At 68.6% G+C, this 21,486-nt stretch carries 21 protein-coding genes; 11 read left to right on the forward strand and 10 right to left on the reverse strand.

Annotated features, from left to right (window positions below):
- Positions 1-68 precede the first annotated feature (68 nt).
- Genes F3H87_RS10975 through F3H87_RS10990 form a run of 4 tightly spaced genes read left to right on the forward strand, consistent with a single transcriptional unit; the run spans position 69 to position 4,567 of the window.
- Positions 69-1,016 carry an ABC transporter permease gene (locus F3H87_RS10975; protein ID WP_149788702.1) on the forward strand — a complete coding sequence of 316 codons (948 nt, stop codon included), beginning with the start codon at positions 69-71 and terminating at the stop codon, positions 1,014-1,016.
- Positions 1,013-2,878, forward strand: coding sequence for a dipeptide/oligopeptide/nickel ABC transporter permease/ATP-binding protein (locus F3H87_RS10980; protein WP_149788701.1), 1,866 nt, complete (start codon positions 1,013-1,015; stop codon positions 2,876-2,878). Before F3H87_RS10975 ends, F3H87_RS10980 begins: the two co-directional genes overlap by 4 nt.
- Positions 2,878-3,834 carry an ABC transporter ATP-binding protein gene (locus F3H87_RS10985; RefSeq protein WP_394852170.1) on the forward strand — a complete coding sequence of 319 codons (957 nt, stop codon included), beginning with the start codon at positions 2,878-2,880 and terminating at the stop codon, positions 3,832-3,834. The genes F3H87_RS10980 and F3H87_RS10985 overlap by 1 nt, the downstream gene beginning before the upstream one ends.
- Positions 3,803-4,567 (forward strand): FadR/GntR family transcriptional regulator, encoded by a 765-nt coding sequence (locus tag F3H87_RS10990; RefSeq protein ID WP_223228029.1) that lies wholly within the window; start codon positions 3,803-3,805, stop codon positions 4,565-4,567. Before F3H87_RS10985 ends, F3H87_RS10990 begins: the two co-directional genes overlap by 32 nt.
- Positions 4,568-4,666: 99 nt before the next feature.
- On the opposite strand, the gene F3H87_RS10995 is transcribed toward F3H87_RS10990, so the two are convergent.
- From F3H87_RS10995 to F3H87_RS11040, 10 genes are all read right to left on the reverse strand, one after another.
- Entirely contained in the window at positions 4,667-5,353 is a 687-nt protein-coding gene (locus F3H87_RS10995; protein WP_149788699.1) for an NnrU family protein, read from the reverse strand.
- Positions 5,354-5,368: 15 nt separating this feature from the next.
- Positions 5,369-5,614, reverse strand: a complete 246-nt coding sequence (locus tag F3H87_RS11000) for a cytochrome C oxidase subunit IV family protein (RefSeq protein ID WP_149788698.1) — start codon at positions 5,612-5,614, stop codon at positions 5,369-5,371.
- Positions 5,611-6,186, reverse strand: coding sequence for a cytochrome c oxidase subunit 3 (locus tag F3H87_RS11005; RefSeq protein ID WP_223228030.1), 576 nt, complete (start codon positions 6,184-6,186; stop codon positions 5,611-5,613). The genes F3H87_RS11000 and F3H87_RS11005 overlap by 4 nt, the downstream gene beginning before the upstream one ends.
- Positions 6,183-8,168 (reverse strand): nitric oxide reductase activation protein NorD, encoded by a 1,986-nt coding sequence (locus F3H87_RS11010; protein WP_223228031.1) that lies wholly within the window; start codon positions 8,166-8,168, stop codon positions 6,183-6,185. The genes F3H87_RS11005 and F3H87_RS11010 overlap by 4 nt, the downstream gene beginning before the upstream one ends.
- Before the next feature lie 5 nt (positions 8,169-8,173).
- Positions 8,174-8,980: a CbbQ/NirQ/NorQ/GpvN family protein gene (locus F3H87_RS11015; RefSeq protein WP_394852169.1), complete on the reverse strand. Its 807-nt coding sequence runs from the start codon at positions 8,978-8,980 to the stop codon at positions 8,174-8,176.
- A gap of 5 nt (positions 8,981-8,985) precedes the next feature.
- Positions 8,986-10,356 carry a cbb3-type cytochrome c oxidase subunit I gene (locus tag F3H87_RS11020; RefSeq protein ID WP_149788696.1) on the reverse strand — a complete coding sequence of 457 codons (1,371 nt, stop codon included), beginning with the start codon at positions 10,354-10,356 and terminating at the stop codon, positions 8,986-8,988.
- Positions 10,357-10,368: 12 nt separating this feature from the next.
- Positions 10,369-10,821 carry a c-type cytochrome gene (locus F3H87_RS11025; protein ID WP_149788695.1) on the reverse strand — a complete coding sequence of 151 codons (453 nt, stop codon included), beginning with the start codon at positions 10,819-10,821 and terminating at the stop codon, positions 10,369-10,371.
- A gap of 90 nt (positions 10,822-10,911) precedes the next feature.
- Positions 10,912-11,799, reverse strand: coding sequence for an FAD:protein FMN transferase (locus F3H87_RS11030; RefSeq protein ID WP_223228032.1), 888 nt, complete (start codon positions 11,797-11,799; stop codon positions 10,912-10,914).
- Positions 11,796-12,995: an NnrS family protein gene (locus F3H87_RS11035; RefSeq protein WP_149788694.1), complete on the reverse strand. Its 1,200-nt coding sequence runs from the start codon at positions 12,993-12,995 to the stop codon at positions 11,796-11,798. The genes F3H87_RS11030 and F3H87_RS11035 overlap by 4 nt, the downstream gene beginning before the upstream one ends.
- Positions 12,996-13,349: 354 nt before the next feature.
- The gene (locus tag F3H87_RS11040) at positions 13,350-15,338 is read right to left on the reverse strand and encodes a NosR/NirI family protein (RefSeq protein ID WP_223228033.1); all 1,989 of its coding nucleotides are present in this window, start codon (positions 15,336-15,338) and stop codon (positions 13,350-13,352) included.
- Between the two features lie 140 nt (positions 15,339-15,478).
- Between F3H87_RS11040 and F3H87_RS11045 the strand changes: the two genes are divergently transcribed.
- From F3H87_RS11045 to ahbB (F3H87_RS11075), 7 genes are all read left to right on the forward strand, one after another.
- On the forward strand, positions 15,479-17,236 hold the full coding sequence (locus F3H87_RS11045) for a nitrite reductase (protein WP_149788692.1): 1,758 nt from the start codon (positions 15,479-15,481) through the stop codon (positions 17,234-17,236).
- A gap of 71 nt (positions 17,237-17,307) precedes the next feature.
- Entirely contained in the window at positions 17,308-18,084 is a 777-nt protein-coding gene (gene cobA, locus F3H87_RS11050) for a uroporphyrinogen-III C-methyltransferase (RefSeq protein WP_149788691.1), read from the forward strand.
- Positions 18,077-18,394 carry a c-type cytochrome gene (locus F3H87_RS11055; RefSeq protein WP_149788690.1) on the forward strand — a complete coding sequence of 106 codons (318 nt, stop codon included), beginning with the start codon at positions 18,077-18,079 and terminating at the stop codon, positions 18,392-18,394. The genes cobA and F3H87_RS11055 overlap by 8 nt, the downstream gene beginning before the upstream one ends.
- A complete protein-coding gene (locus F3H87_RS11060; protein WP_149788689.1) occupies positions 18,391-19,542 on the forward strand; it encodes a cytochrome D1 domain-containing protein in 1,152 nt (383 codons plus the stop codon). Before F3H87_RS11055 ends, F3H87_RS11060 begins: the two co-directional genes overlap by 4 nt.
- 3 nt (positions 19,543-19,545) lie before the next feature.
- Positions 19,546-20,526 (forward strand): siroheme decarboxylase subunit beta, encoded by a 981-nt coding sequence (gene ahbB, locus F3H87_RS11065; protein WP_149788688.1) that lies wholly within the window; start codon positions 19,546-19,548, stop codon positions 20,524-20,526.
- Position 20,527: 1 nt separating this feature from the next.
- Positions 20,528-21,001, forward strand: coding sequence for an Lrp/AsnC family transcriptional regulator (locus tag F3H87_RS11070; RefSeq protein WP_149788687.1), 474 nt, complete (start codon positions 20,528-20,530; stop codon positions 20,999-21,001).
- A complete protein-coding gene (gene ahbB, locus F3H87_RS11075) occupies positions 20,998-21,483 on the forward strand; it encodes a siroheme decarboxylase subunit beta (protein ID WP_149788686.1) in 486 nt (161 codons plus the stop codon). The genes F3H87_RS11070 and ahbB (F3H87_RS11075) overlap by 4 nt, the downstream gene beginning before the upstream one ends.
- Positions 21,484-21,486 lie beyond the last annotated feature (3 nt).

The following is a 21,486-nucleotide window of genomic DNA, read 5'->3' on the forward strand; positions in this document are numbered from 1 at the left end:
GTCCGGGCGCGGCCTGCGCCCGGACCTGCCGGAAACCGGCGTGTTCCGTTCCGTTACGGAGGTGCCCGATGGGCGGCTATATCCTCAAGCGGCTGATCTCGGCCATCCCCGTGCTTCTGGGGATCACGATCATCGTTTTCCTGATCATGTCGCTCATCCCCGGCGATCCGGCCACGGCGATCCTCGGCTCTTACGCGACGCCCGAGAACGTCGAAAAGCTGAACCGCGACCTCGGGCTCGATAAACCCATGGTGCAGCGGTATTTCATCTGGCTGGGCAACATGCTGACCGGGGATTTCGGCCGCTCCTTCTCGCTCAACCGTCCGGTCATCGACGAGGTGCTGGAACGGTTCAACGCGACGCTGATACTGGCGGGCACGGCGTTTGTGCTGTGTTCGGTGCTCGGTATTCTCGCGGGTGTGGTTTCCGCTGCCCGCCAGTACGGCTTCGCTGACAAGGCGATCACCTTCGTGGTGCTGATCGGCATCTCGGTCCCGTCCTTCTTCCTGGGCATGATGATGATCCTGCTGTTCGCGGTGAACCTGCGCTGGCTGCCGGTTTCGGGCATGTACGCCATCTATGGCGGGGGCGACCTGCCGGACCTGCTCAACCACCTGGTCATGCCCGCGCTGGCGCTGGCGGCGGTGGCGACGGGGGTGATCGCGCGGCTCAGCCGGTCGGCCATGCTCGAGGTGCTGCGGCAGGATTTCATCCGCACCGCCCGCGCCAAGGGCGTGCCCGAGCGGCGCGTGATCATGGGTCATGCCCTGCGCGCCGCCATGGTGTCGATCATCCCCGTGCTGGGCATCCAGGCCGGGTTCGTGCTGTCCGGCGCGGTCTATATCGAGATCGTTTTTCAATGGCCCGGCGTCGGGCGGATGCTGGTCGATGCGATCCTCAAGCGCGACCTGTTGCTGGTGCAGGGCGGCGTGGTGTTCGTCGCCGCCTGCTACGTGCTGTTCAACATAGCGGTGGACGTGGCGCAAAGCCTGCTGGACCCGAGGATCAAGACATGAGCGCGTTTCTCAGGCTCCTGTTCCGCAACCGGCTGGCCGCACTGGGCGCGGTGGTGCTGGCGGTCATCGTGATCCTCGTCCTGATCATCCCGGTCCTGCCGTTGCAGAACCCCGACGCCACCGCCACCGCCAACCGGTTCCAGAAACCGTTTTCCGCGGGGCACCCGCTGGGCACCGATCACCTGGGCCGCGACCTGCTCAGCCGCCTGCTGCACGGCACCCGGCTGTCGCTGGCCGTGGGCATCGCCGCTGCGATCATCGCCGCCACGATCGGCTCGGCCATCGGGATCGTCGCGGGCTATTTCGGCGGGCGCACCGACAATGTCATCATGCGCCTCGTCGATATGCTGATGGCGTTTCCCTATATCCTGCTGGCGCTGGCCATCGTCGCGGCGCTCGGGCCCGGGCTGATGAACGCGCTGATCGCGGTGGCCGCCGTCAACGTCCCGTTCTTCGCGCGCAATATCCGCGGCATTACCGTGGGCCTTGCGGGCCGCGAATTCATCGACGCCGCGCGGCTGGCGGGCATGGGGCACACACGGATCATCCTGACCGAGCTTTTGCCCAATGTCCTGCCGGTCATCGTCATCGCCATGTCCACCACTGTCGGCTGGATGATCCTCGAAACCGCGGGGCTGAGCTTTCTCGGCCTCGGCTCGCAGCCGCCGCAGGCCGATCTCGGCTCGATGCTGGGCGAGGCGCGCTCGGCGATGATCTCGCATCCGCATACCTCGATCGTGCCGGGCATCATGATCTTCCTGATCGTGATGTCGATCAACCTGCTGGGCGACGGGGTGCGCGACGCGCTCGATCCGCGCCTGCGCTCGGGCGCGCTGAGCCGCCCGCGCGCGACCACCCTGGTCCGGCGTTCGGGCGACATCCCCGCCCCCACCGACGACCTGCTGGCCATCCGCGATTTGCAAACACAGTTCCACGTGGGCAGGCACATCTACCGCGCGGTGGGCGGCGTCAGCCTGGCGGTCAGACCGGGCGAATGCCTGGGCGTGATCGGCGAAAGCGGATCGGGCAAATCGGTCACCGCGCTCAGCGTCATGGGGCTGGTCGCCTCGCCCCCCGGCGTGATCACCGGCGGCGCGGTCTATTTCCGGGGCCAGGACCTGATCGGCGCGCCCTACGAAACCCTGCGGCAAAAGCGCGGCGACAGCGTGGCCTATATCTTCCAGGACCCGCTGTCGACGCTGCACCCGCTCTACCGCATCGGGCAGCAACTGGCCGAGGCGATCCGGTCGCATCACGGCATTTCCCGGGCCGAGGCGCACCGGCGCGCCGTCCAGCTGCTGAAGGATGTGCGCATTCCCAACGCGGAAAGCCGGGTGAACGACTATCCGCACGAGATGTCCGGCGGCATGCGCCAGCGCGTCGGCATCGCCATGGCGCTGGCGAACGAACCCGACGTGATCATCGCCGACGAACCCACCACCGCGCTGGACGTGACCGTGCAGGCGCAGATCCTGTCGCTGCTGGACGACCTGCGCCGCGAACGCGGGCTGGCCATCGTCTTCATCACCCATGATTTCGGCGTGGTGGCACAGCTTTGCGACCGGGTGGCGGTCATGTATGCCGGGCGCATCGTCGAGGAGGGCCCGACCGCGGCGGTGCTGGACGCCCCGGCGCATCCCTATACAAGGCGCCTGATCGCCTGCGTGCCGGAACTGGGCGGCGGGCGGCGCGAACTGGCCGCCATCCCCGGCCTGCCGCCGATGGTCGACGCGCTGCCGCCCGGCTGCGCCTTTGCCCCGCGGTGCGACAAGGCACAGGACAGCTGCCGCAGCGGCGAGATCGCCCTGACCGGCACCGCGCCCCGCGCCGTCCGCTGCCTTTACCCCGAGGAGGCCGTGTGATGCCCGCGCTCAAGGTCGACGGTCTGGCCAAGACCTTTCCGCTGAAAAAGCCGCTGTTCGGTCCCGCCCGCCCCGGCGTGCGCGCGGTGCGCCCGGTCTCGTTCCAGGTGGAAACCGGCGAAACCCTTGGCGTGGTGGGCGAGTCCGGCTGCGGCAAGTCCACGCTGGCGCGGATGCTGGTGGGGCTGCTGGAACCCTCGGAGGGCACGATCGAGATCGCCGGCAAGGCGCAGGACACCGCCGACCCCGCAGCCTTCGGCAAACTGATCCAGTACGTGTTCCAGGACCCCAACAGTTCCCTCAACCCGCGCAAGACCATCCGGCAGGTGATGGAGGCGCCGCTGAAACGCCTTCACGCGATGTCCGGGCCGGACCGCGACCGGCGGATCAGCGAGATTTTCGCCTCGGTCAACCTGCGCGACGAGTTCCTCGGTCGTTACCCGCATGAATTCTCGGGCGGGCAGGCCCAGCGGATCGGCATCGCCCGCGCTCTTGCGGCAGACCCGCGGATCATCGTCCTGGACGAACCCGTCTCGGCGCTGGACGTGTCGGTCCAGGCGCAGGTTCTGAACCTGCTGGCCGACCTCAAATCGCGGTTCGGCCTGACCTACCTGTTCATCACCCACGACCTTGCCGTGGTCGAGGCGGTCAGCGACCGGATCGTCGTGCTGTATTTCGGCGCGGTGGTCGAGATCGGCAAGGCCGAGAGCATCTTTGCAAACCCCCGCCATCCCTATACAAAACTGCTTGCCGACAGCGCGCCCGTGGTCGGCCGCCCGCTGACCGCGCCCGAGCAGAAAGGAACCGAGCTTCCCGATCCGCTGAATCCGCCGCCGGGCTGCGCCTTTGCCGGCCGCTGCCCGCGCGCAACCGATCTGTGCCGGGTGCAGGACCCGGACCTGAAACCGATGGGAGAAGACCAGCTTGCCGCCTGCCATCACCCGCTCGAAGGATGAACCGAAACACAGCCGCCCCGTCCAGGTCGCCGAGGCGATCAAGGTCTGGGTGGTCGAACAGGGCCTGCAGGCCGGCGACCGCCTGCCCGGAGAGGCCGAACTGATCCGCCGCTTCGGCATGTCCAAGGGCACGATCCGCGAAGCCATGCGCATCCTCGAGGCGCAGGGCCTGATCAAGACCCGCACCGGGCCGGGCGGCGGCAGCTTCGTACACGAGGTCAGCCGGCAGCGCGCGAAGGCGCTGCTGGGCAACTATTTCTATTTCAAGGACCTGAGCATCGGCGACATCTACCAGCTTCGCCTCACGCTCGAGCCGGAACTGGCCGCGTCGCTGGCGGGCAGGCTGTCCGCGGATGTCCTGCGGATGCTCGAGGACAACATCGCCGAATATTCCAGCCCCGCCAGCGATATCCACGAGGAACGCGCCCAACACGTCGCCTCGCTCAGGTTTCACGCCATTCTGGCCGAACAGGCCGGCAACCCGCTGCTGGGCTTCGTGGTCGATTTCATGGTGAACCTGCTGTCCGACCTGACGGTCTATCGCCGGCTCTATTCACCGCCCAATATCGAGCTGTGGCAACAGGGGCGCGATCACCAGCAGGCCCTTGTCCGGGCGCTGCGCGACGGCGATGCGCAAGGCGCGCGCCGCATCATGACCGATCACATGCAAACCGCCTGGAAGCTCATGCGCCGGCAGGAGGCCGAGATGCAAAACCGCTTCATATCGGAATAGCGCCCGCCGCGGGGGGCGCCCGGTTTCCTCTCTATGCCAATATCCTGGGGGGAGGCGCCGCAGGCGACGGGGGGCAAAGCCCCCCTGCAGCCTTGCCGCTCAGGGCCCGGGCCAGACCCCGATCACCGGCGCGTGCAGGTGCCACAGCGCGGCCCAGCCCAGCAGCGCAGCCGCAAGCCGCCACACGGGCGGCGGGCGGCGCGGGCGCCAGCGCCCCGACAGCAGCGCGGCAAGGGGCAAAAGGCCGGTATGCGCGGTCAGCCGTGCCCATTCCTCCGCGCCGGCCTGGCGGCGGCGGCGCGTCTCGACGATGCGCATCCCCAGCGCGGAAAACCCGGCGAAGGTGCCGAACAGGATGACATGGGCCAGATCGCCATTGGCCCACAGATGCGCCAGCGCCCAAAGCAGCAGCGCCCAGAGCAGCGGCTGCCGCGTCAGCCCGGCGATGCCGGGGCGGGCCGGGTCGAACCCGGTGCGCCGCCCTTCGAACGCAAAGGGGTTCGGCGCGGCGGTGCCGAAGGCCACCAGCGCCACGACCAGCGGCATGACGATGTTGACCGCCCAGCGCGCCGCCGGGCTCTGGTCCCAGATCGGCACGAAGGGCGCGCGCCCCGCGGCCCAGATCACCCAGAGCAGCAGCCCGGTGGATACCAGCGAAAACAGCGCGGTATAGCCCCGCGCGCCCAGCGCGGCGACCAGCCGGTCCCTGACGCCCAGCGCCGCCGGAATCCGGTGCGATGCCATGAACACCCCCATGGCCAGGGCGAATTCTATCCATCCCCACATGGCGCGATCCTGACCCTAACCGCCCGCCACGGCAAGCCCCATCACCCCGGCCATGAACAGCCCCAGGACCAGCGCGACGCCCCTTGATATGTCCGGCGCCTGCGACAGCCGCAGGTAGCGGTTCAGGATCACCTGCGCCTTGCCCCAGGCCAGCGTCAGGATCGCCAGCGCGGCCCAGACCCCGCCCGCCCCGCTCCAGGCGATCGCGGTGCTGGCCAGCGACAGCGCCATCAGAACGGCCCATGCGCGCGTGATGCTCATGCCCCCGCCCCCAGCAGGTAGATGATGGGAAACAGCAGAACCCAGACCAGATCGACCATATGCCAGAACATCGCCCCCACCTCGACCGTGGGGGCGCGCGGGCGGATGGCGACCAGCCCGAGGATCACGATGCCCGCCACCACATGCACCGCGTGGAACCCGGTCAGCAGGTAGTAGAAGGTAAAGAACGGATGGGTTTCAAAGGTGATCCCCGCCGCACCCTTGGCGGCGTAATCCAGCCATTTGATCCACAGGAACGCCACGCCCAGCGCCGCCGCCCCCGCCAGCAGCGCGCGGGTCCGGGCGGTATCGGCGCTTTCGGCCGCTGCCACGGCCCGCGCCGCCAGCCAGCCCGAGGTGACGAGGATCATCGTGTTCAGCCCCGCGCCGGTGCGGTCGAGATGCGATTGCGCCTCGGCGAAGCCGGCCGGATCGGTCAGGCGCACGCCCATGAAGGCCAGCAGCCCCGCGCCGAACACCAGCAGTTCCGACACGATCAGCACCCACATCATCAGATCGCCCGGCAGCGCCTCGATACCGCGGGCGGGGGGTTCGGTCGGCGTCCTGCTCATCCCGCGCCCACCAGGTCGCGGTAGATACGCGGCAGCGCCTGCGTCAGCCGGTCGGGTTCGGGCACCAGCGTATAGGCGCCGGGGCCGAAGATACGCGAGAACCACGATTTGCCGTCGCGGTCGACGGTGATGCCATGCACCGCGTGACCCGCCCGGCGTGCCTCGATCACCGCCATGCGGCTGTCCTCGATGCCGTGGCGGCCTTCGTAATGGTCCAGGTCGTTGGGCTTGCCGTCGGTGATCACCAGCAGCAGGCGCCTTTGCCGCCCCTGCTCGGACAAACCGGCCGAGGCATGGCGGATCGCCGCGCCCAGCCGGGTGTAGAAACCGGGGTTGAGCGCGGCGATGCGCGCCTCGACCAGCGCCGACATCGGTTCGCCGAACCGCTTGGCCGACTGCACATAGACCCGGTCGCGCTTCAGCGAGGAAAAGGCGTTGATCGCGAAATCGTCGCCGCAGGCATCCAGCCCCCAGGCGAAACCGGCCAGCGCCTCGCGCTCGACCTCGATCACCGCGCGCCCGCCGTGGCCGTGACCGGGGATCGCCGCCTCGGTCGAGCGGGACACATCCAGCAGGATCGACACGGCCAGGTCGCGTTTCTCCGCGCGGGTCTGGCGCCAGATACGGTCGGACCCCGCGCCGGTGGCAGAAAGATCGACCCGCGCGCGCACGCACCGCTCCATATCCAGCTCATCCCCGTCCGGGTGACCCGGCGACGAGATACGGCCGGGACGCATGGCCTCGAACTGGCGCCGGACGGCGCGGATACGGGCGCTTGCGCGCGGGTCGTCCCGAAAGGCGGGCGTGTCCGTGGCTGGCGTCACCTGCGAGGCAAGAACCCTTGTATGTGCAGGCAGGTAGCTGGCTGTGCGGACATCCCATTCGGGATAGGTAACTGTGGCGGACAGCGTTTCGCGGTCCACGTCCTCGGGCGCGAGGTCGAGATGCAGCTTGAGCCGCGTCGCCGGCGCTTTGCTGATCTGGCCCAGCCCGATCTCGTCCTGATCGTCGGCGGCCTTTTTCGCGCTGTCGTCGTCGTCATCCTCGACCCGGCGGTTCAGGTTGACGAACTCGGCCCAGCTCAACAGCGCCTCGAACTTGTGCAGGATGAAGCTGTCATTGCGCTCGGCCTGTTCCGACTTGCGGCGGCGGGCGCGGCGGGCGGGGCCGTCCTCGGCCTGTTCGGGGCTGCCGTCGGTGCCGCGCGTTTCCACCGCCGAAGCGTCCGAGCGCACGGGCGCGCGCAGGTCGGGCCAGAGCGCGACCGGCAGGAAGGGGCGATAGCCGCGCGGCGCCGTGACGGCCGACCAGTCGCCCGTCTGCACCGCCACCCGGAACCGCAGCGCGGCGGGCGACAGGCCCGCGGCGGCGGTCTCGTCGCCATCGGGATGGGCCAGCATGTGACGCACCACCTGTTCCACCGCCGCTTCGGTCGCGGGCAGGCCGGCGGTCCGGCGCAGGGTCAGCGTGGCGCCGCACAGATCGGCGTAAAGGCCGCGAAATCCCGGTGCTTCGGTCAGCGCGGCGCGCACGGTGCGGCGCGCAGCGGCAAGGCTGGCAAGATCGGCCTGCAACGGATCGTCGGGAAGGGTATCGGGGGGCGTGGCGGCCGCCGTGGCGGCAGCCAGCCAGACATAAAGCGCGGCATTGGCTTCCGCCGCGGGAAACACCGCCAGGCTGGCGGGCAGGCGCAGGGCGGTGCCGTCGAAACTGGCGCGCGGCAGCTCGTCGGCCCAGGTCCCCAGCCGCCGCCGCAGGGACAGGCGGTGACGGCTGGTTTCCACGGGCACCGGCTTGATCTCGACGGCCGGGTCGCCGCCGAGGGCGCGGAACAGAACTGCCAGCCGCCCGCCGACCTGGGTCAGGTCGACGCGGGCTCCTTCATGGACGACGGGGTCGTCCAGGCGACTGGCAAAGGCGTGCCACAGTTTCCCGATGGTTTCTTCGGGCTCCCATGGCTCGATTTCGATCTCGTGTTTCACCGGCCTCACCCGAAAACGGCTGTCACAAGATCGCGGAGCCCGGATTTCACATCGGGATCGTCGGTCAGCGGCTCGATCATCGCGGTCTGCACCGCGCGCTCGACCGGCATCCCCTGGCGGATCAGCGTCGCGGCATAGACGACAAGGCGGGTCGAGACCCCCTCTTCCAGGTCCTGCCCCTTCAGCCCGCGCAGCTTGCCCGCCAGCCGCACCAGCGGCGCGACACGATCCTCGGACAGGCCGGATTCGCGGGCCACGACGGGGATTTCATGCGCGGCGCGCGGGAAATCGAACTCCAGCGCGATGAACCGCTGGCGCGTCGAGGGTTTCAGGGTCTTCAGGATGTTCTGGTAGCCCGGGTTGTAGGACGCCACGAGCAGGAAATCGGGATGCGCCTCGATCTCTTCGCCGGTGCGGTCGATCGGCAGGATGCGGCGGTCGTCGGTCAGCGGGTGCAGCACCACCGTCACGTCCTTGCGCGCCTCGACCACCTCGTCGAGATAGCAGATCGCGCCCTCGCGCACCGCGCGGGTCAGCGGCCCGTCGACCCAGACGGTTTCGCCGCCCTTCAGCAGGTAGCGCCCGATCAGGTCGGCCGCCGACAGGTCGTCATGGCAGGCCACGGTATAAAGCGGCCGGCCAAGCTGCGCGGCCATATGGGCCACGAAACGGGTCTTGCCGCATCCGGTGGGGCCTTTCAGCAGCACCGGCAGGCCGTTGCGGGCGGCGGCGGCGAACACGTCGCATTCGTCGCCCTGGGCAAGGTAGAAGGGGGCATCTGCCGCCCCCTTCATGGTCAGGGAACCGTCCATCGTCATCACTCCGCTGCCGTGGTGATGACGGGGCCGGGCTCGATCACCTCGCGCCGCGGGGCCAGGACGGCGTAGATGAACAGCAACGCGCCCAGCACCACGGCCACACCAGACCCGAACCGCATCACGTAGAAGACCCAGAGCTGGTCCTGCACGTCCATGTAGAACTCGCCGTTCACCCGTTGCAGGTGGGTCTGCACCGTGCCGGCGAAGGTCAGCGTGAAGGTCATGAACACCATGCCACCCGCCATCAGCCAGAACGAGGCCATGTTGAGCACCTGGTTATAGGGATCGCGCCCTTTCAGGATCGGGAAGGCATAGGTGATGATCGCCAGGTTCAGCGCCACATAGGCCCCGAAGAACGCCAGGTGACCGTGCGCCGCGGTGATCTGCGTGCCGTGGGTATAATAGTTCACCCCGTGCAGCGTGTGCAGGAAGCCCCAGACGCCCGCGCCGAAGAACGCCAGCGTGGCACAGCCCAGCGCCCACAGCAGCGCGGCCTTGTTGGGGTGGTCGCGCCGCCCCTTCCAGACCATCACGAAGGCAAAGGCCATCATGCCGAAGAACGGAACCACCTCGAGCGTCGAGAAGATCGAGCCGATCCACTGCCAGTAGCCCGGCATCCCGATCCAGTAATAATGGTGCCCGGTCCCCAGGATGCCCGAGAACAGCGCCGTGGCGACGATGACATACAGCCATTTCTCGATCACCTCGCGGTCGACGCCGGTCAGCTTCAGCATCAGGAAGGCCAGGATCGACGCCATCACCAGTTCCCACGTGGCCTCGACCCACAGGTGGACGATGAACCACCAGTACTGCTTGTCCAGCGCCAGGTTGGCGGGGTTGTAGAAGGCGAAGAGGAACAGCAGCGACAGCAGCCACAGGCCGAGCAGCAGGATATTGGTGATCGCCGTCTTCTTGCCGGCCAGAACCGTCATGGTGACGTTGTAGAGAAAGATCAGCGCGGCGACGACGATGCCCACCTTGACCCATCGCGGCTGCTCGATGAACTCGCGCCCCTCGTTGCCCAGCAGGAAATTCCCGTCGAACAGGTTGAAGAGATAGGTCACCACGACCCCCGCCGTGCCCACGATCAGGATCAGCAGTTGCAGATAGGCGAGCTTGGGCGAATGTATCTCGCGCTCGGCCTCCTCGGGCACGAGGTAATAGGCCGCCCCGAAAAAGCCGAGCAGCAACCAGACGATAAGGCTGTTGGTATGCAGCATCCGCCCGACATTGAAGGGCAGGATCTCGGACAGGAAGTTCGGGCTGACATAGATCCAGCCCAGGATCAGGCCCATGCTGACCTGCACGGCGAACAGGATCATCGCCACCAGGAAATACGCATAGGCGATTTTCTGCGTTTGATACTTCATTGTCTCGTCTCCTCAGCCCGCGTCGTTCGGCGGCCAGTCCTGCGCGCGGATCGTGTTGGTCCACAGCAGGAAATCCGCCAGTTCGCGGTATTCCTCGTCGGTCAGGTTGAAATTCGGCATCTGGCGGCGGCCGGGAATGCCGGTGGGCATGGACTCCATCCAGCCCTTGAGCACGTCGAAGGCGGCCTCGGGGTCGTCCTGTACGCCCCAGCGGGTCATGACATTGGCCAGTTCCGGGGCGAAATAGGCGCCTTCGCCCAGTAGCGTGTGGCAGTTGATGCAGGCGTGTTTTTCCCAGATATGCTTGCCCGCGGCGACACTGTCGGTCAGCGTGGCCTTGTCCGTCGACACCTCGACGATGTAGCGGTGCGAATGGACCGACAGGCCCACGAATATTAGGATGAAAAAGAGCGACCCGCCGTAAAAGATGTTTCGGGCCATGCTCTTGGTCATGACTTCGCGCATGGCGCTGATCCTTCCCTTGGCAGTTTTCGATGCGCCCACATTTCCGCAGCGGCGCGAGTCGATCCTTAACGAAAGTCAATCGGGCGGCCGCTAAATCGCGGCGGCCTCGATCCGGGCCTGCGGAAAGGCGGCAAGGGCGGTGTCGATGGCGGCGCGATCCATCAGGCAAAACGCGGTGGACAGCGCATCGGCCAGCGCTGCCGAGCGGGCCGAGACCGCCACGGTGGACCAGCGCGGCGCGCGCCCGTCGGGATGCAGGATATGCGGCAGCCCGTCCGGCCCGATCCGCGTGGCCATGGGCGAGGAGGTGGCCAGCGCCCGGTCGCGCAGCGTGATATCCGCCAGCCGCTGCCCCGCCGGGCCGGCGATGGCCGCGCGCCAGTCGCGCCCCTCGGGATGCCGGCCAAGCGCCGCGATCTCGCCCATGTCGATCAGCACGTCCTGCAGCCCGCGCGCCCGCATCAGCGCCGCGATCCGGTCGGCGGCCCAGCCCTGGGCGATGCCGTTGAAGGTCAGCGCCGCGCCGGGCGGCAGCCGCAGCCCGCCATCGCGGCGCATCAGCCGCCCCCAGCCCGCCGCGGCGCGCGCCGCCGCCGGGTCGCGCCCCCCGGCCTGCGCCTCGAACACGCCCTGCACCGTGGGGTCGAACGCCCCGTCGGTGGCGTCATGTACACGGTCGCACAGCGCGACCAGCGCCGCGAAATCCCGCGAGGGGCGGGCCAGCAGGCCCGTGGCGTTCAACCGCGTCACCTCGGACCGGCGGTACAGCGAAAACCGACGTTCGATCCCGTCCAGCGCACGCGCCACGTCGCGCCACAGCGCGCGGGCGGCATCCGGCGCCAGCCCCGCCACCGACAGGCGCAGATCGGCCCCCAGCGCCCGGCCCTGCCAGTGCTGCAGGCCGGGCGCGGCCAGCGCGGGGCCGGCGGCCAGCGCGGCGGCCGTGACGGTCAGGAAGCGGCGGCGGCCCAGGCTCATGCCGCCCCCCTTTGGGCGGTCAGGCGCGGCCCCCAGAACACCGGCCAGAGCGACACGGTGAACAACGTGAAGGCCAGCAGCCACAGCGCCCCCGACCCCAGTACCGCGGGATAGTAGAACGCGGGCCAGGCCGAACCGGCAAAGCGCAGCGCGGCGGCCAGCGGCACCAGCCCATAGGCCAGCGCCACGCCCTCGGGCGCGACCAGCGCACGCCCTGAATGGCCCAGTGCGGCGCGCGACATCACCGACAGCGTCATGCCGCCGACACCGCCGATGCCCAGCACGTGCAGCGCCGCCACCTCGGACCCGAGGCCGAGCCAGGCCAGGCCCATAAGGATCAGGCCCAGCGCCGACATGGCGTAGGACAGGTGCAGCGTCCACAGGATCGGCTGGCGCAGGCACCAGCCGCCACGCCAGAACGCAAGCCGCCCCAGCGCCGCCGCCCCGGCCAGCAGCGCGGGCACGGCGATGACGGGCTCGGGCAGGCGTGCCAGCATGGCCAGCGGCACCAGCATCGCCGCGGCAATGGCGGGTATCGCCAGCGGGCGGGGGTCGCGCGGCAGGCCGGTTTCGCGCCCCTCGCGGATCATCGCGTTGCGGGTAAAGGCGGGCGTCACCCGCCCGCCCAGCACCGCGATCAGCGCCGCCAGCGACAGCAGCCCGGTGCGCAGCCCCTCGTTCGCGCCGCCCGCAGTCAGCCCGGCCCATTCCAGGTGCACCGACAGGTTGCCCGCCCAGAACACCGCGATCACCGCCAGCAGGATCATCTGTTGCGGCTTCGGCCGTTTCCACAGCATCCCCAGAAGCCGCCCGGCGACCAGCGGCAGGAAGGCCAGGTCCAGAACCGCCACCAGCAGGTCGGGCAGGCTGGCCGACCACCAGATGCCCATCCGCCCCGCCAGCCACAGCGCCGCCGCCCCGGCGAAGAACGGCACCGGCGCCGACGGCCCGCCGGTCCAGTTCGGCGCGGCGGTCATCAGGAAGCCCGCGACCGCGGCCGCCCCGTAGCCGAATATCATCTCATGCGCATGCCACAGATGCGGCGCCTGCGCGAAAGGCATGTCGTTGACCATGCCGCCAAGGGCGTGCACGGCGAGCCAGCCCTCCCACACGATCATGGTGAAGACGGCGAACAGGCCCGCGGCCAGAAAGAACACGCGGAACCCGGCGGTAAACAGGCGATGCAGGGGTGTCATTGCGGTCTCCGTTGCGTTTGCAGACTCAGAATGACGCCGGTGCCGTGCGGATGCCTTAACGAAAGTCAACTTACCAGAATCATCAGGTTTAACCGACGAGGGCAGAGTCGCGGGAATTCTCTGCCGTTCGGGTAGGCCGCAACCGAAGGGCAGCGCACGGCCGCGGTCGGGCGATCCGACGGCTGTGAGTGGCAGTTTATCGTGCCGCCACCTCCTCCCTCAGACCGTGGCACTTACGGCAGCCAATCGCCCGGCCGGGGGGCGGCCGTGCGATGCCCGGGCCGCTGCGCGGCCGTTCCGGGCTGGGTGTGCCCTTCCAGTATCGCTTCGTGCGACAAATACCCCGATCCCCCGTCACCCGCCCGCCCGTGCGCGGCGTTTCAGTACCGGGCATTGCGTGCCGTCGCTCATGATGACCTGGCAGCGCAGGCACAGCACGCATTCGTTGGGGTTGATCCGCCCCACCGAATCGATGGCGCCCACGGTGCATTTCGTTTCGCACAGCCGGCATTCGCGGCCGCATTGCGGGCGGCGGTGCAGCCAGTCGAAGATCTTGAGCTTGGCCGGAATCGCCAGCCCCGCCCCCAGAGGGCAAAGGTAACGGCAATAGAAGCGTTCGATGAACAGCCCCGCCGCCAGCAGCACGAGGACGAACAGGACGAACGGCCAGGCCCGCAGCATCCGCATGGAAATCGCCGTCTTGAACGGCTCGGCCTCGGCCAGGATCAGCGCGTCGCGCATCGAATAGAAGGACAGCGCGACGATGGCCACGAAAAGCGTGTACTTGATGATCCAAAGCCGCTCGTGCAGGGCCTGCGGCACGGCAACCTGTTTCACGCCCAGTTTCACCGCCAGCCCGTTCAGCAGCTCCTGCAACGCGCCGAAGGGGCACAGCCAGCCGCAATAGACCCCCCTGCCCCAGAACAGCAGCCCCAGCGCGACGAACCCCCAGAGCAGGAAGATCACCGGCTCGATCAGGAAGGTCTCCCACCGGAACCCCTCCAGCAGCGCGTGCAGGAAAGCGACCACCTGCACGATGCTGAGCTGCCCGTTCAGCCCGAGACCCAGCACCACGAAGGTGACCGACAGGAATCCGATGCGCCCATAGCGCCACAGCTTCGGCCGCCGGGTGATCGCCTCCTGGAACAGGAATACCAGCCCCAGCACCGCCAGCAGGGCGGCGACCACAGCGATTTCGGGGCGGTCGTCGCGCCACGCCTGCCGCCACAGTGGCTCGGGCTCGGGCGGGGGCGCGGTGCGGAACGCCTGCGGCAGGGTATAATCGGCCTGCGCGCCCAGCGTCACCGCGCCGCCATCGGCGGCCGGGCGGCTGGCGGTGACCTGCACCGAGAACGGGCGCAGCGGGTCGATGGCCGGGGGCAGCCGGTAAAGGCCGATCTCGCGGAAGGTCGGCGCCCCCGCGATGGCCAGGCGTTTCACCAGGTGGAAATCCCCGGCCCGCGGCTGGTGGACGGTGTCGCCCTGGACGATGCGCAGCCGGTCGAACACGCCGCTGCGCCGCCATTCGGTGCCGCGCGGCGAATGCACCCCCGCCGACAGGATGGCCAGCATGGTTTCGCCCGGCCCCAGGTTGCCCACCGCGCGGGTGAATTCCTGTTGCCCCAGCAGGTTCTGCCCCACCGTGGGCGGATCGACCAGCCCGGCCCGGATGTCGATGAACGCGCCGTCGCCCGGCGCGGGCGGCACCCTTGCCCCGGCCAGTTCCTGCGCCGCCTCGTTCAGCGAGACATAGAGCGGCACCAGCGCGCCGGTGGCGGTCAGATCGTCCCATGTCATCGGCCGGAACCCCACCCTGTCGATCCCGCCCGAGGCGGCGATGATCCCCCGCCCGATGGCCAGCGTGCGCGCGGTGCGCAGGATGCCGTCGCGGATCACCCCGGTGGACACCGTGGCACGGCTGATCACGTCGGGCAGGTCCGCCGCGCTGTCCTGCGGCGGGCGGGTCAGGTCGTAGCCCGCGAAGCTGCCGACATAGGCGGCGATATCCTGATCGGAAATGCCCAGCGTCAGCACCGGCTCGTTATGGCGAACCAGCTCGGCCCCGGAAATCACGCCCTGCGGATCGACCGCCACCAGAACGTCGAGCGGGCGGCCGGAATAGCCCACGGACCCGGCGATTTCCGATGTCGACCCCAGATGCCCCAGCACGCGCCCGTCGCCGCGCGCGATCCAGCCGGGCACACCGTCCCCGATCCGGGTCAGCGTCACCGCGCCGTCATGGTCCAGCAGGCGCGCGGCCATCGCGGGCGTGGGCCCCTCCTCCTGCGCCGCCGCCTGCACGGCCCACAGGCAGAAAACCATCCAGACAATTCTCAGGACCATCGCCGGTTTCCCCCGTCTCGCTGGCATGTCGCGCGGACCCTGCCGGACCCGGCCCGCCGCCACCTTAACGAAAGTCAAGGAGTTGCCGGGGCGCCCGGCGCATCATTTGTTCAGCCTCACCAGCCGAACGGAGAAATGAAATGACCACCCAATTCACCCAGGCCAGAAAGGCGCTGTTGTCGGGCGCGGCCATGGCGCTTGCGCTTGCCGTCTCGCCCGCACTGGCCCAGGAAAAGCCAAAGGATCACGCCGACGGCCCCGCCGCGGCCTACGAGCCGTCGATGACCACGCTCGGCCAGATCCAGGTGGAAATCCCCGGCCGCAAGGAGGGCGACCCGGTGATGACGCAGGAGGAGTTCCAGCGCGGCACCACGATCTATTTCGAACGCTGCGCGGGCTGCCACGGCGTGCTGCGCAAGGGGGCGACCGGCAAGGCGCTGACCACCGACATCACCCGCGAGAACGGGTATGAGTACCTGCACAGCTTCATCACCTACGGCTCGCCCGCAGGGATGCCGAACTGGGGCACCTCGGGCGACCTGACCGAGGAAGACGTCGACCTGATGACGCGCTACCTGCTGCTGGAACCGCCGGCGCCGCCCGAATTCGGGATGCCCGACATGCAGGCCAGCTGGAAGGTCCTGGTCGCGCCCGAGGACCGGCCGACCGAGAAGATGAACGATATCGACATCGAGAACCTGATGTCGGTGACGCTGCGCGACTCGGGCGAGATCGCGCTGATCGACGGCAACACCTACGAGATCCGCGAGATCATCAAGACCGGCTATGCCGTGCATATCAGCCGCATCTCGGCCTCGGGCCGCTACCTGCTGGTGATCGGGCGCGACGCCAAGGTCAACATGATCGACCTGTGGATGGAAAAACCGGCCACCGTCGCGGAAATCAAGATCGGGATGGAGGCGCGTTCGGTCGAAACCTCGAAAATGGAGGGCTGGGAAGACAAGTTCGCCATCGCCGGGGCCTACTGGCCGCCGCAATACGTGATCATGGACGGCGACACGCTGGAGCCGCTCAAGATCGTGTCGACCCGCGGCAACATCTACGACGAACAGACCTATCACCCCGAACCGCGCGTCGCGGCGATCCTGTCGAGCCACTACCGGCCGGAATTCATCGTCAACGTCAAGGAGACGGGCAAGATCCTGCTGGTCGACTATACCGACCTGAAGAACCTGAAAACCACCGAGATCGAGGCCGAACGCTTCCTTCACGATGGCGGGCTCGACAGCACGCACCGGTATTTCATCACCGCGGCGAACGCGCGTAACAAGCTGGTGGTGATCGACACCAAGGAAGGCAAGCTTGTCGCCATCACCGATACCGAGGGGCTGACCCCGCACCCGGGCCGCGGCGCGAACTTTGTCCACCCCGACCTGGGGCCGGTCTGGGCCACCTCGCACCTGGGCGACGAAAGCGTCGCGCTGATCGGCACCGACCCCGAGGGTCACGCCGACAACGCGTGGAAGATCGTCGATACCTTCTATGCCCTGGGCGGCGGGTCGCTGTTCATCAAGACGCACCCGAATTCGGAAAACCTCTATGTCGACGCGACGCTGAACCCCGACCCCGAGATTTCGGCCTCGGTTGCGGTGTTCAAGATCGCCGACATGAAGGAAGGGGAAGACCCCGAATATACCACCCTGCCGATCGGCGAATGGGCCGGTATCCCCGAGGGTCAGCCCCGCGTGGTGCAGCCCGAGTTCAACAAGCAGGGCACCGAGGTCTGGTTCTCGGTCTGGAACGCCAAGGACAAGGTGTCGGCCATCGTGGTGGTGGACGACAAGACGCTTGAGCTGAAGAAGGTGATCAAGGACGAACGCCTGATCACGCCGACCGGCAAGTTCAACGTCTTCAATACCCAAAAGGACGTCTACTGACGCCCCACCGGGCAGGGGGGCATCCCCCTGCCCGACCTTTCCCCCGAGATATGTCAGCGAAAGAGCCAGCCATGAAAGATATCAAACCGGGCAAGGTATTCCTTATCGGCGCGGGGCCGGGCGATCCCGACCTGCTGACCGTCAGGGCGCTCAGGACGCTGCAATCCGCCGATATCGTGGTGTTCGACCGGCTGGTCAGCCCCGAGATCATGGCGCTGGTGCCCGCCGCCGCCCAGCGTATCGACGTGGGCAAGATGCCCCGGCGCCACCGCGTGCCGCAGGACGAGATCAACGCGCTGCTGGTCGACCTGGCCCGCGAGGGCCTGACCGTGGTGCGGCTGAAGGGCGGCGATCCGCTGATCTTCGGCCGCGGCAGCGAAGAGGCGGCGGAACTGCGGGCCGCCGGGATCGCCTTCGAATACGTGCCCGGCATCACCTCGGCGCAGGGCGCGGCCTGTTCGACCGGCGTGCCGCTGACCCATCGCGGGCTGGCCACCGGCGTGCGCTATGTCACCGGCCACCGCGCGCATGACGCGCAGCTGGATCTCGACTGGGCCTCGCTGGCCTGCGAGAACACGACGCTCGTCATCTACATGGGCGCGATGAACATCGCCGAAATCTCGGCGCAGCTGATGGTGCACGGGTTGCCCGCCGACCTGCCGGTGATGGCCGTCAGCGCCGCCACCACGCCGCGCGAAACGCGCATCCTGTCCACCCTTGTCCGCATCCCCGAGGATGTTGCGCGGGCCGATCCCGCCGCGCCGGTGCTGTTCGTGATCGGGCATGTCGTGTCGCTCTGCCCGCAGGACGGGATGGCCGATGCCGAAAGGGTGGCCGCCTATGCGTAAGGCCGCACTATGCCTGTGCCTGCTGCTGGGCGCCGCGCCGGTCCGGGCCGAGATGCCCGCCCCCCGCGCCGCCGAGCTGGAGCATATGGTGATCCAGGATTGCGGATCGTGCCACGGCCTGACGATGAAGGGCGGGCTGGGCAGCCCGCTGACCCGCGATGTGCTGGACGGCGCACCGCCCGAGGCGCTGGCCAGCATCATCCTGGACGGTGTGCCCGGCACCGCCATGCCGCCCTGGCGCCCGCTGCTGACCGAGGCCGAGGCGCTGTGGATCGCCCAATACCTTCTGACAATGGAGCCCGCACGATGAAACGCCTGCTTGCCGCCACCGCCATGGCCCTGCTGCCCCTGACCGCCCTGTCCGACACGGCGATCCGCGCCACCGGCGACCTGGGGCTGGTGATCGAACGCGCCAGCGGCTCGCTGGTGCTGGTCGATCGCTCGGACCGCGCGGCGCTGGCCCGTATCGAGGGCCTGGGCGATCTGTCCCATGCCTCGATGACCTACAGCCCCGACGAACGTTTCGCCTATGTCTTTGCCCGTGACGGCGGGTTGTCAAAGGTCGACCTGCTGGCCGGCGAAGTTGTCGCGCGCACCGTGCAGGCGGGCAATTCCATCGGCGGGGCGATCTCGGACGATGGCCGGCTGGTGGCGGTGTCGAACTACACCCCCGGCGGGGTCAGGGTGTTCGACGCCGACACGCTGGAGCTGGTGGCCGACGTGCCGATGGCGGGCAAGACCATCGGGCTTGCCGATCTGCCGGGCCGCCGTTTCGCCTGGGCCGTATGGGACACGGGCGAAGTGTTCATCGGCGATTTTTCCGGGGCCGAGCCCGCCATCACGTCGCTGGGCGTGGCCGGGGCCAACCCGTTCGACGCCGTCGTGACCGAAGATGCCAGCACCTATCTTGTCGGGCTGTTCGGGGAAAAGGGCGTGGTCGCCATCGACCTCTGGGCCGACCCGCCGGTGACAACGAAGTTCCTGAAGGATTACGGCAAGGTCGAGGACGACATGCCGGTCTACAAGATGCCGCACCTGCAGGGCTGGGCCTTTTCCGAGGGGCAGTTCGTGCTGCCCGCCGTGGGCCGCCACGAATTGCTGTGGGTGGACCGGGCCACGTTGCAGGAAACCGGCCGCACGCCGGTGCATGGCCAACCGGTGTTCATCATCGCGCAGCCGGCCTCTCCTTACGTCTGGGTCAACTATGCCACGCCGCTGAACGGGGTGGTGCAGGTGGTGGATTCGCGCACGCATGACGTGGTCAAAACGCTGGAGCCGGGCCGCGCCATGCTGCACATGGAATTCGCACCGCGCGGCGCCGAGGTCTGGATGTCGTCGCGCGACGACAACAAGGTGCTGATCTACGACACCCGCACGTTCGAGAAACTGGCCGAGATCGACGCCACCGCGCCATCGGGCATCTTCTTCACCGCCCGCGCGCACCAGCCGGGGCTGTAGGCGATGGTTGCGCATCTCGATCCGCTGGACCAACGCCTGCTGGACGAGTTCCAGCGCGACCTGCCGCTGGTGCCCCGCCCCTTTGCCGCGATGGCCGACCGGCTTGACGTGAGCGAGGCCGAGGTGATCGCCCGGCTGGCCGGGATGCGGGCCGAAGGGCGCATCGCGCGGGTGGGCGCCACCGTGCGGCCCAACACCGCCGGCGCCTCGACCCTGGCCGCGATGGCCGTGCCCGAGGACCGGATCGAGCAGGTGGCGCAGATGGTCAATACCGAGGCCGGAGTCAACCATTCCTACCTGCGCGAGGACGCGTGGAACCTGTGGTTCGTCGCCACCGCGCCCGACCCGGCGGCGTTACAGGCCAGCCTGGACCGGATCAGCGCGGCCACCGGCCTGCGGGTGCTCGACCTGCGGCTGGTGCGGCCCTTCAATATCGACCTCGGATTCGCCCTGCGCGGGACGCGGCGGGCCTTGCCGCCCGCGCGTGAGCCGGATTTGAGCGTGCTACGCGACGACGACCGCCCGCTGCTGCACGCGCTGTCGCAGGGCCTGCCGCTGGTGCCCCGGCCCTTTGCCGCGCTGGACCGCCCCGAGGATCAGGCGATTGCCCGCATCGCCGCGCTGTCCGCGGCCGGCATCCTGACCCGTGTGGGCGTGATCGTGCGCCACCGCGCCGTGGGCTGGACGGCCAACGCCATGGTGGTCTGGTCGCTGCCCGGGGATCGCATCGCGGCGGCCGGAACCGCGCTGTCGCAACATCCCGGCGTGACGCTGTGCTACCAGCGCCGCACGGTGCCGGGGGTCTGGGACTACCCGCTATACTCCATGATCCACGCCCGCAGCCGGGCCGAGGCGCTGGCGGTGCTGGAGCGCGCCGCCGCCCTGCCGGACCTGGCCGGGGCCCGGCACCGCGCGCTGTTCTCGCTGCGCTGTTTCAGGCAGACCGGCGCGCAACTGGCCGCACCCGGCGGAAAGGCGGCCTGACATGCGCCGCACCCCCCTGCCCCCCGACGCGCTGGACGCCACCGACCGCCTGCTGCTGAACGTGCTGCAGGACGGCTTTCCGCTGTGCAGCCACCCGTTCGCCGCCGTGGGCGAGGCGCTCGGGCTGGCGGAAAGCGAGGTGATCGACCGCGTCCATCGCCTGCGCGACCTGGGCGCGATCACCCGCTTCGGCCCCTTCATCGACGCCGAGGCGATGGGCGGCGCGTTCTGCCTGTGCGCGATGGAGGTGCCCGCGGAACGTTTCGAAGCGGTCGTGACTTTGGTCAATGCCCATCCCGAGGTGGCGCATAATTATGAACGTGTCCACCGCCTGAACATGTGGTTCGTGCTGGCCTGCGACCGGCCCGAAGCGATCGCCCGGGTGGCGGACCGGATCGAGGCGGAAACGGGCCTGACCGTTCTGCGCTTTCCGAAACTGCAAGAATTCTTCATCGGCTTCCGGGTTCCGGCATGACAATCGACGCCACAGACCGCAAGATCCTGACCGCCACCGCCAGCGGCCTGCCGCTGTCGCCCACCCCCTATGCCGAGGTGGCGGCCTGGCTGGACCTGCCCGAGGACGAGCTGATCGCGCGCATGGCCCGGATGCTGGAGGACGGGGTGATCCGCCGCATCGCCGTGGCGCCCAACCACTATGCCCTGGGGATGGTCGCCAACGGCATGAGCGTCTGGGACGTAAGCGATGACGCGGCCGAGGGGCTGGGCACGCAGGTCGGCGCGCTGGATTTCGTCAGCCATTGCTACCTGCGCCCGCGCGCCCTGCCCGGCTGGCCCTATAACCTGTTCGCCATGATCCACGGCACCAGCCGCGACGAGGTCGAGGCGCACCGCGCCGAGATCGCGCGCCTGCTGGGCCCCGCCTGCCGCGCCAGCGACATCCTGTATTCCAGCCGCATCCTGAAAAAGACCGGGATGCGCTTTGCCAACGGAGGATAACCG

Origin of the sequence: Lutimaribacter pacificus, assembly GCF_900142185.1 — a bacterium.
Classification (GTDB): domain Bacteria; phylum Pseudomonadota; class Alphaproteobacteria; order Rhodobacterales; family Rhodobacteraceae; genus Lutimaribacter; species Lutimaribacter pacificus.

Bases quoted from the DNA above. Each gene is read 5' to 3' on its own strand.
- F3H87_RS11030 (WP_223228032.1), bottom strand. From the start codon at position 11,799: ATGAGCCTGGGCCGCCGCCGCTTCCTGACCGTCACGGCCGCCGCGCTG.
- F3H87_RS11035 (WP_149788694.1), bottom strand. From the start codon at position 12,995: ATGACACCCCTGCATCGCCTGTTTACCGCCGGGTTCCGCGTGTTCTTT.
- ahbB (WP_149788686.1), top strand. From the start codon at position 20,998: ATGACAATCGACGCCACAGACCGCAAGATCCTGACCGCCACCGCCAGC.
- F3H87_RS11060 (WP_149788689.1), top strand. From the start codon at position 18,391: ATGAAACGCCTGCTTGCCGCCACCGCCATGGCCCTGCTGCCCCTGACC.
- F3H87_RS11025 (WP_149788695.1), bottom strand. From the start codon at position 10,821: ATGCGCGAAGTCATGACCAAGAGCATGGCCCGAAACATCTTTTACGGC.
- F3H87_RS10985 (WP_394852170.1), top strand. From the start codon at position 2,878: ATGCCCGCGCTCAAGGTCGACGGTCTGGCCAAGACCTTTCCGCTGAAA.
- F3H87_RS11000 (WP_149788698.1), bottom strand. From the start codon at position 5,614: ATGAGCATCACGCGCGCATGGGCCGTTCTGATGGCGCTGTCGCTGGCC.
- F3H87_RS11005 (WP_223228030.1), bottom strand. From the start codon at position 6,186: ATGAGCAGGACGCCGACCGAACCCCCCGCCCGCGGTATCGAGGCGCTG.
- cobA (WP_149788691.1), top strand. From the start codon at position 17,308: ATGAAAGATATCAAACCGGGCAAGGTATTCCTTATCGGCGCGGGGCCG.
- F3H87_RS11070 (WP_149788687.1), top strand. From the start codon at position 20,528: ATGCGCCGCACCCCCCTGCCCCCCGACGCGCTGGACGCCACCGACCGC.
- F3H87_RS11040 (WP_223228033.1), bottom strand. From the start codon at position 15,338: ATGGTCCTGAGAATTGTCTGGATGGTTTTCTGCCTGTGGGCCGTGCAG.
- F3H87_RS10975 (WP_149788702.1), top strand. From the start codon at position 69: ATGGGCGGCTATATCCTCAAGCGGCTGATCTCGGCCATCCCCGTGCTT.
- F3H87_RS11015 (WP_394852169.1), bottom strand. From the start codon at position 8,980: ATGGACGGTTCCCTGACCATGAAGGGGGCGGCAGATGCCCCCTTCTAC.
- F3H87_RS11020 (WP_149788696.1), bottom strand. From the start codon at position 10,356: ATGAAGTATCAAACGCAGAAAATCGCCTATGCGTATTTCCTGGTGGCG.
- F3H87_RS10980 (WP_149788701.1), top strand. From the start codon at position 1,013: ATGAGCGCGTTTCTCAGGCTCCTGTTCCGCAACCGGCTGGCCGCACTG.
- ahbB (WP_149788688.1), top strand. From the start codon at position 19,546: ATGGTTGCGCATCTCGATCCGCTGGACCAACGCCTGCTGGACGAGTTC.
- F3H87_RS11055 (WP_149788690.1), top strand. From the start codon at position 18,077: ATGCGTAAGGCCGCACTATGCCTGTGCCTGCTGCTGGGCGCCGCGCCG.
- F3H87_RS11045 (WP_149788692.1), top strand. From the start codon at position 15,479: ATGACCACCCAATTCACCCAGGCCAGAAAGGCGCTGTTGTCGGGCGCG.
- F3H87_RS10995 (WP_149788699.1), bottom strand. From the start codon at position 5,353: ATGTGGGGATGGATAGAATTCGCCCTGGCCATGGGGGTGTTCATGGCA.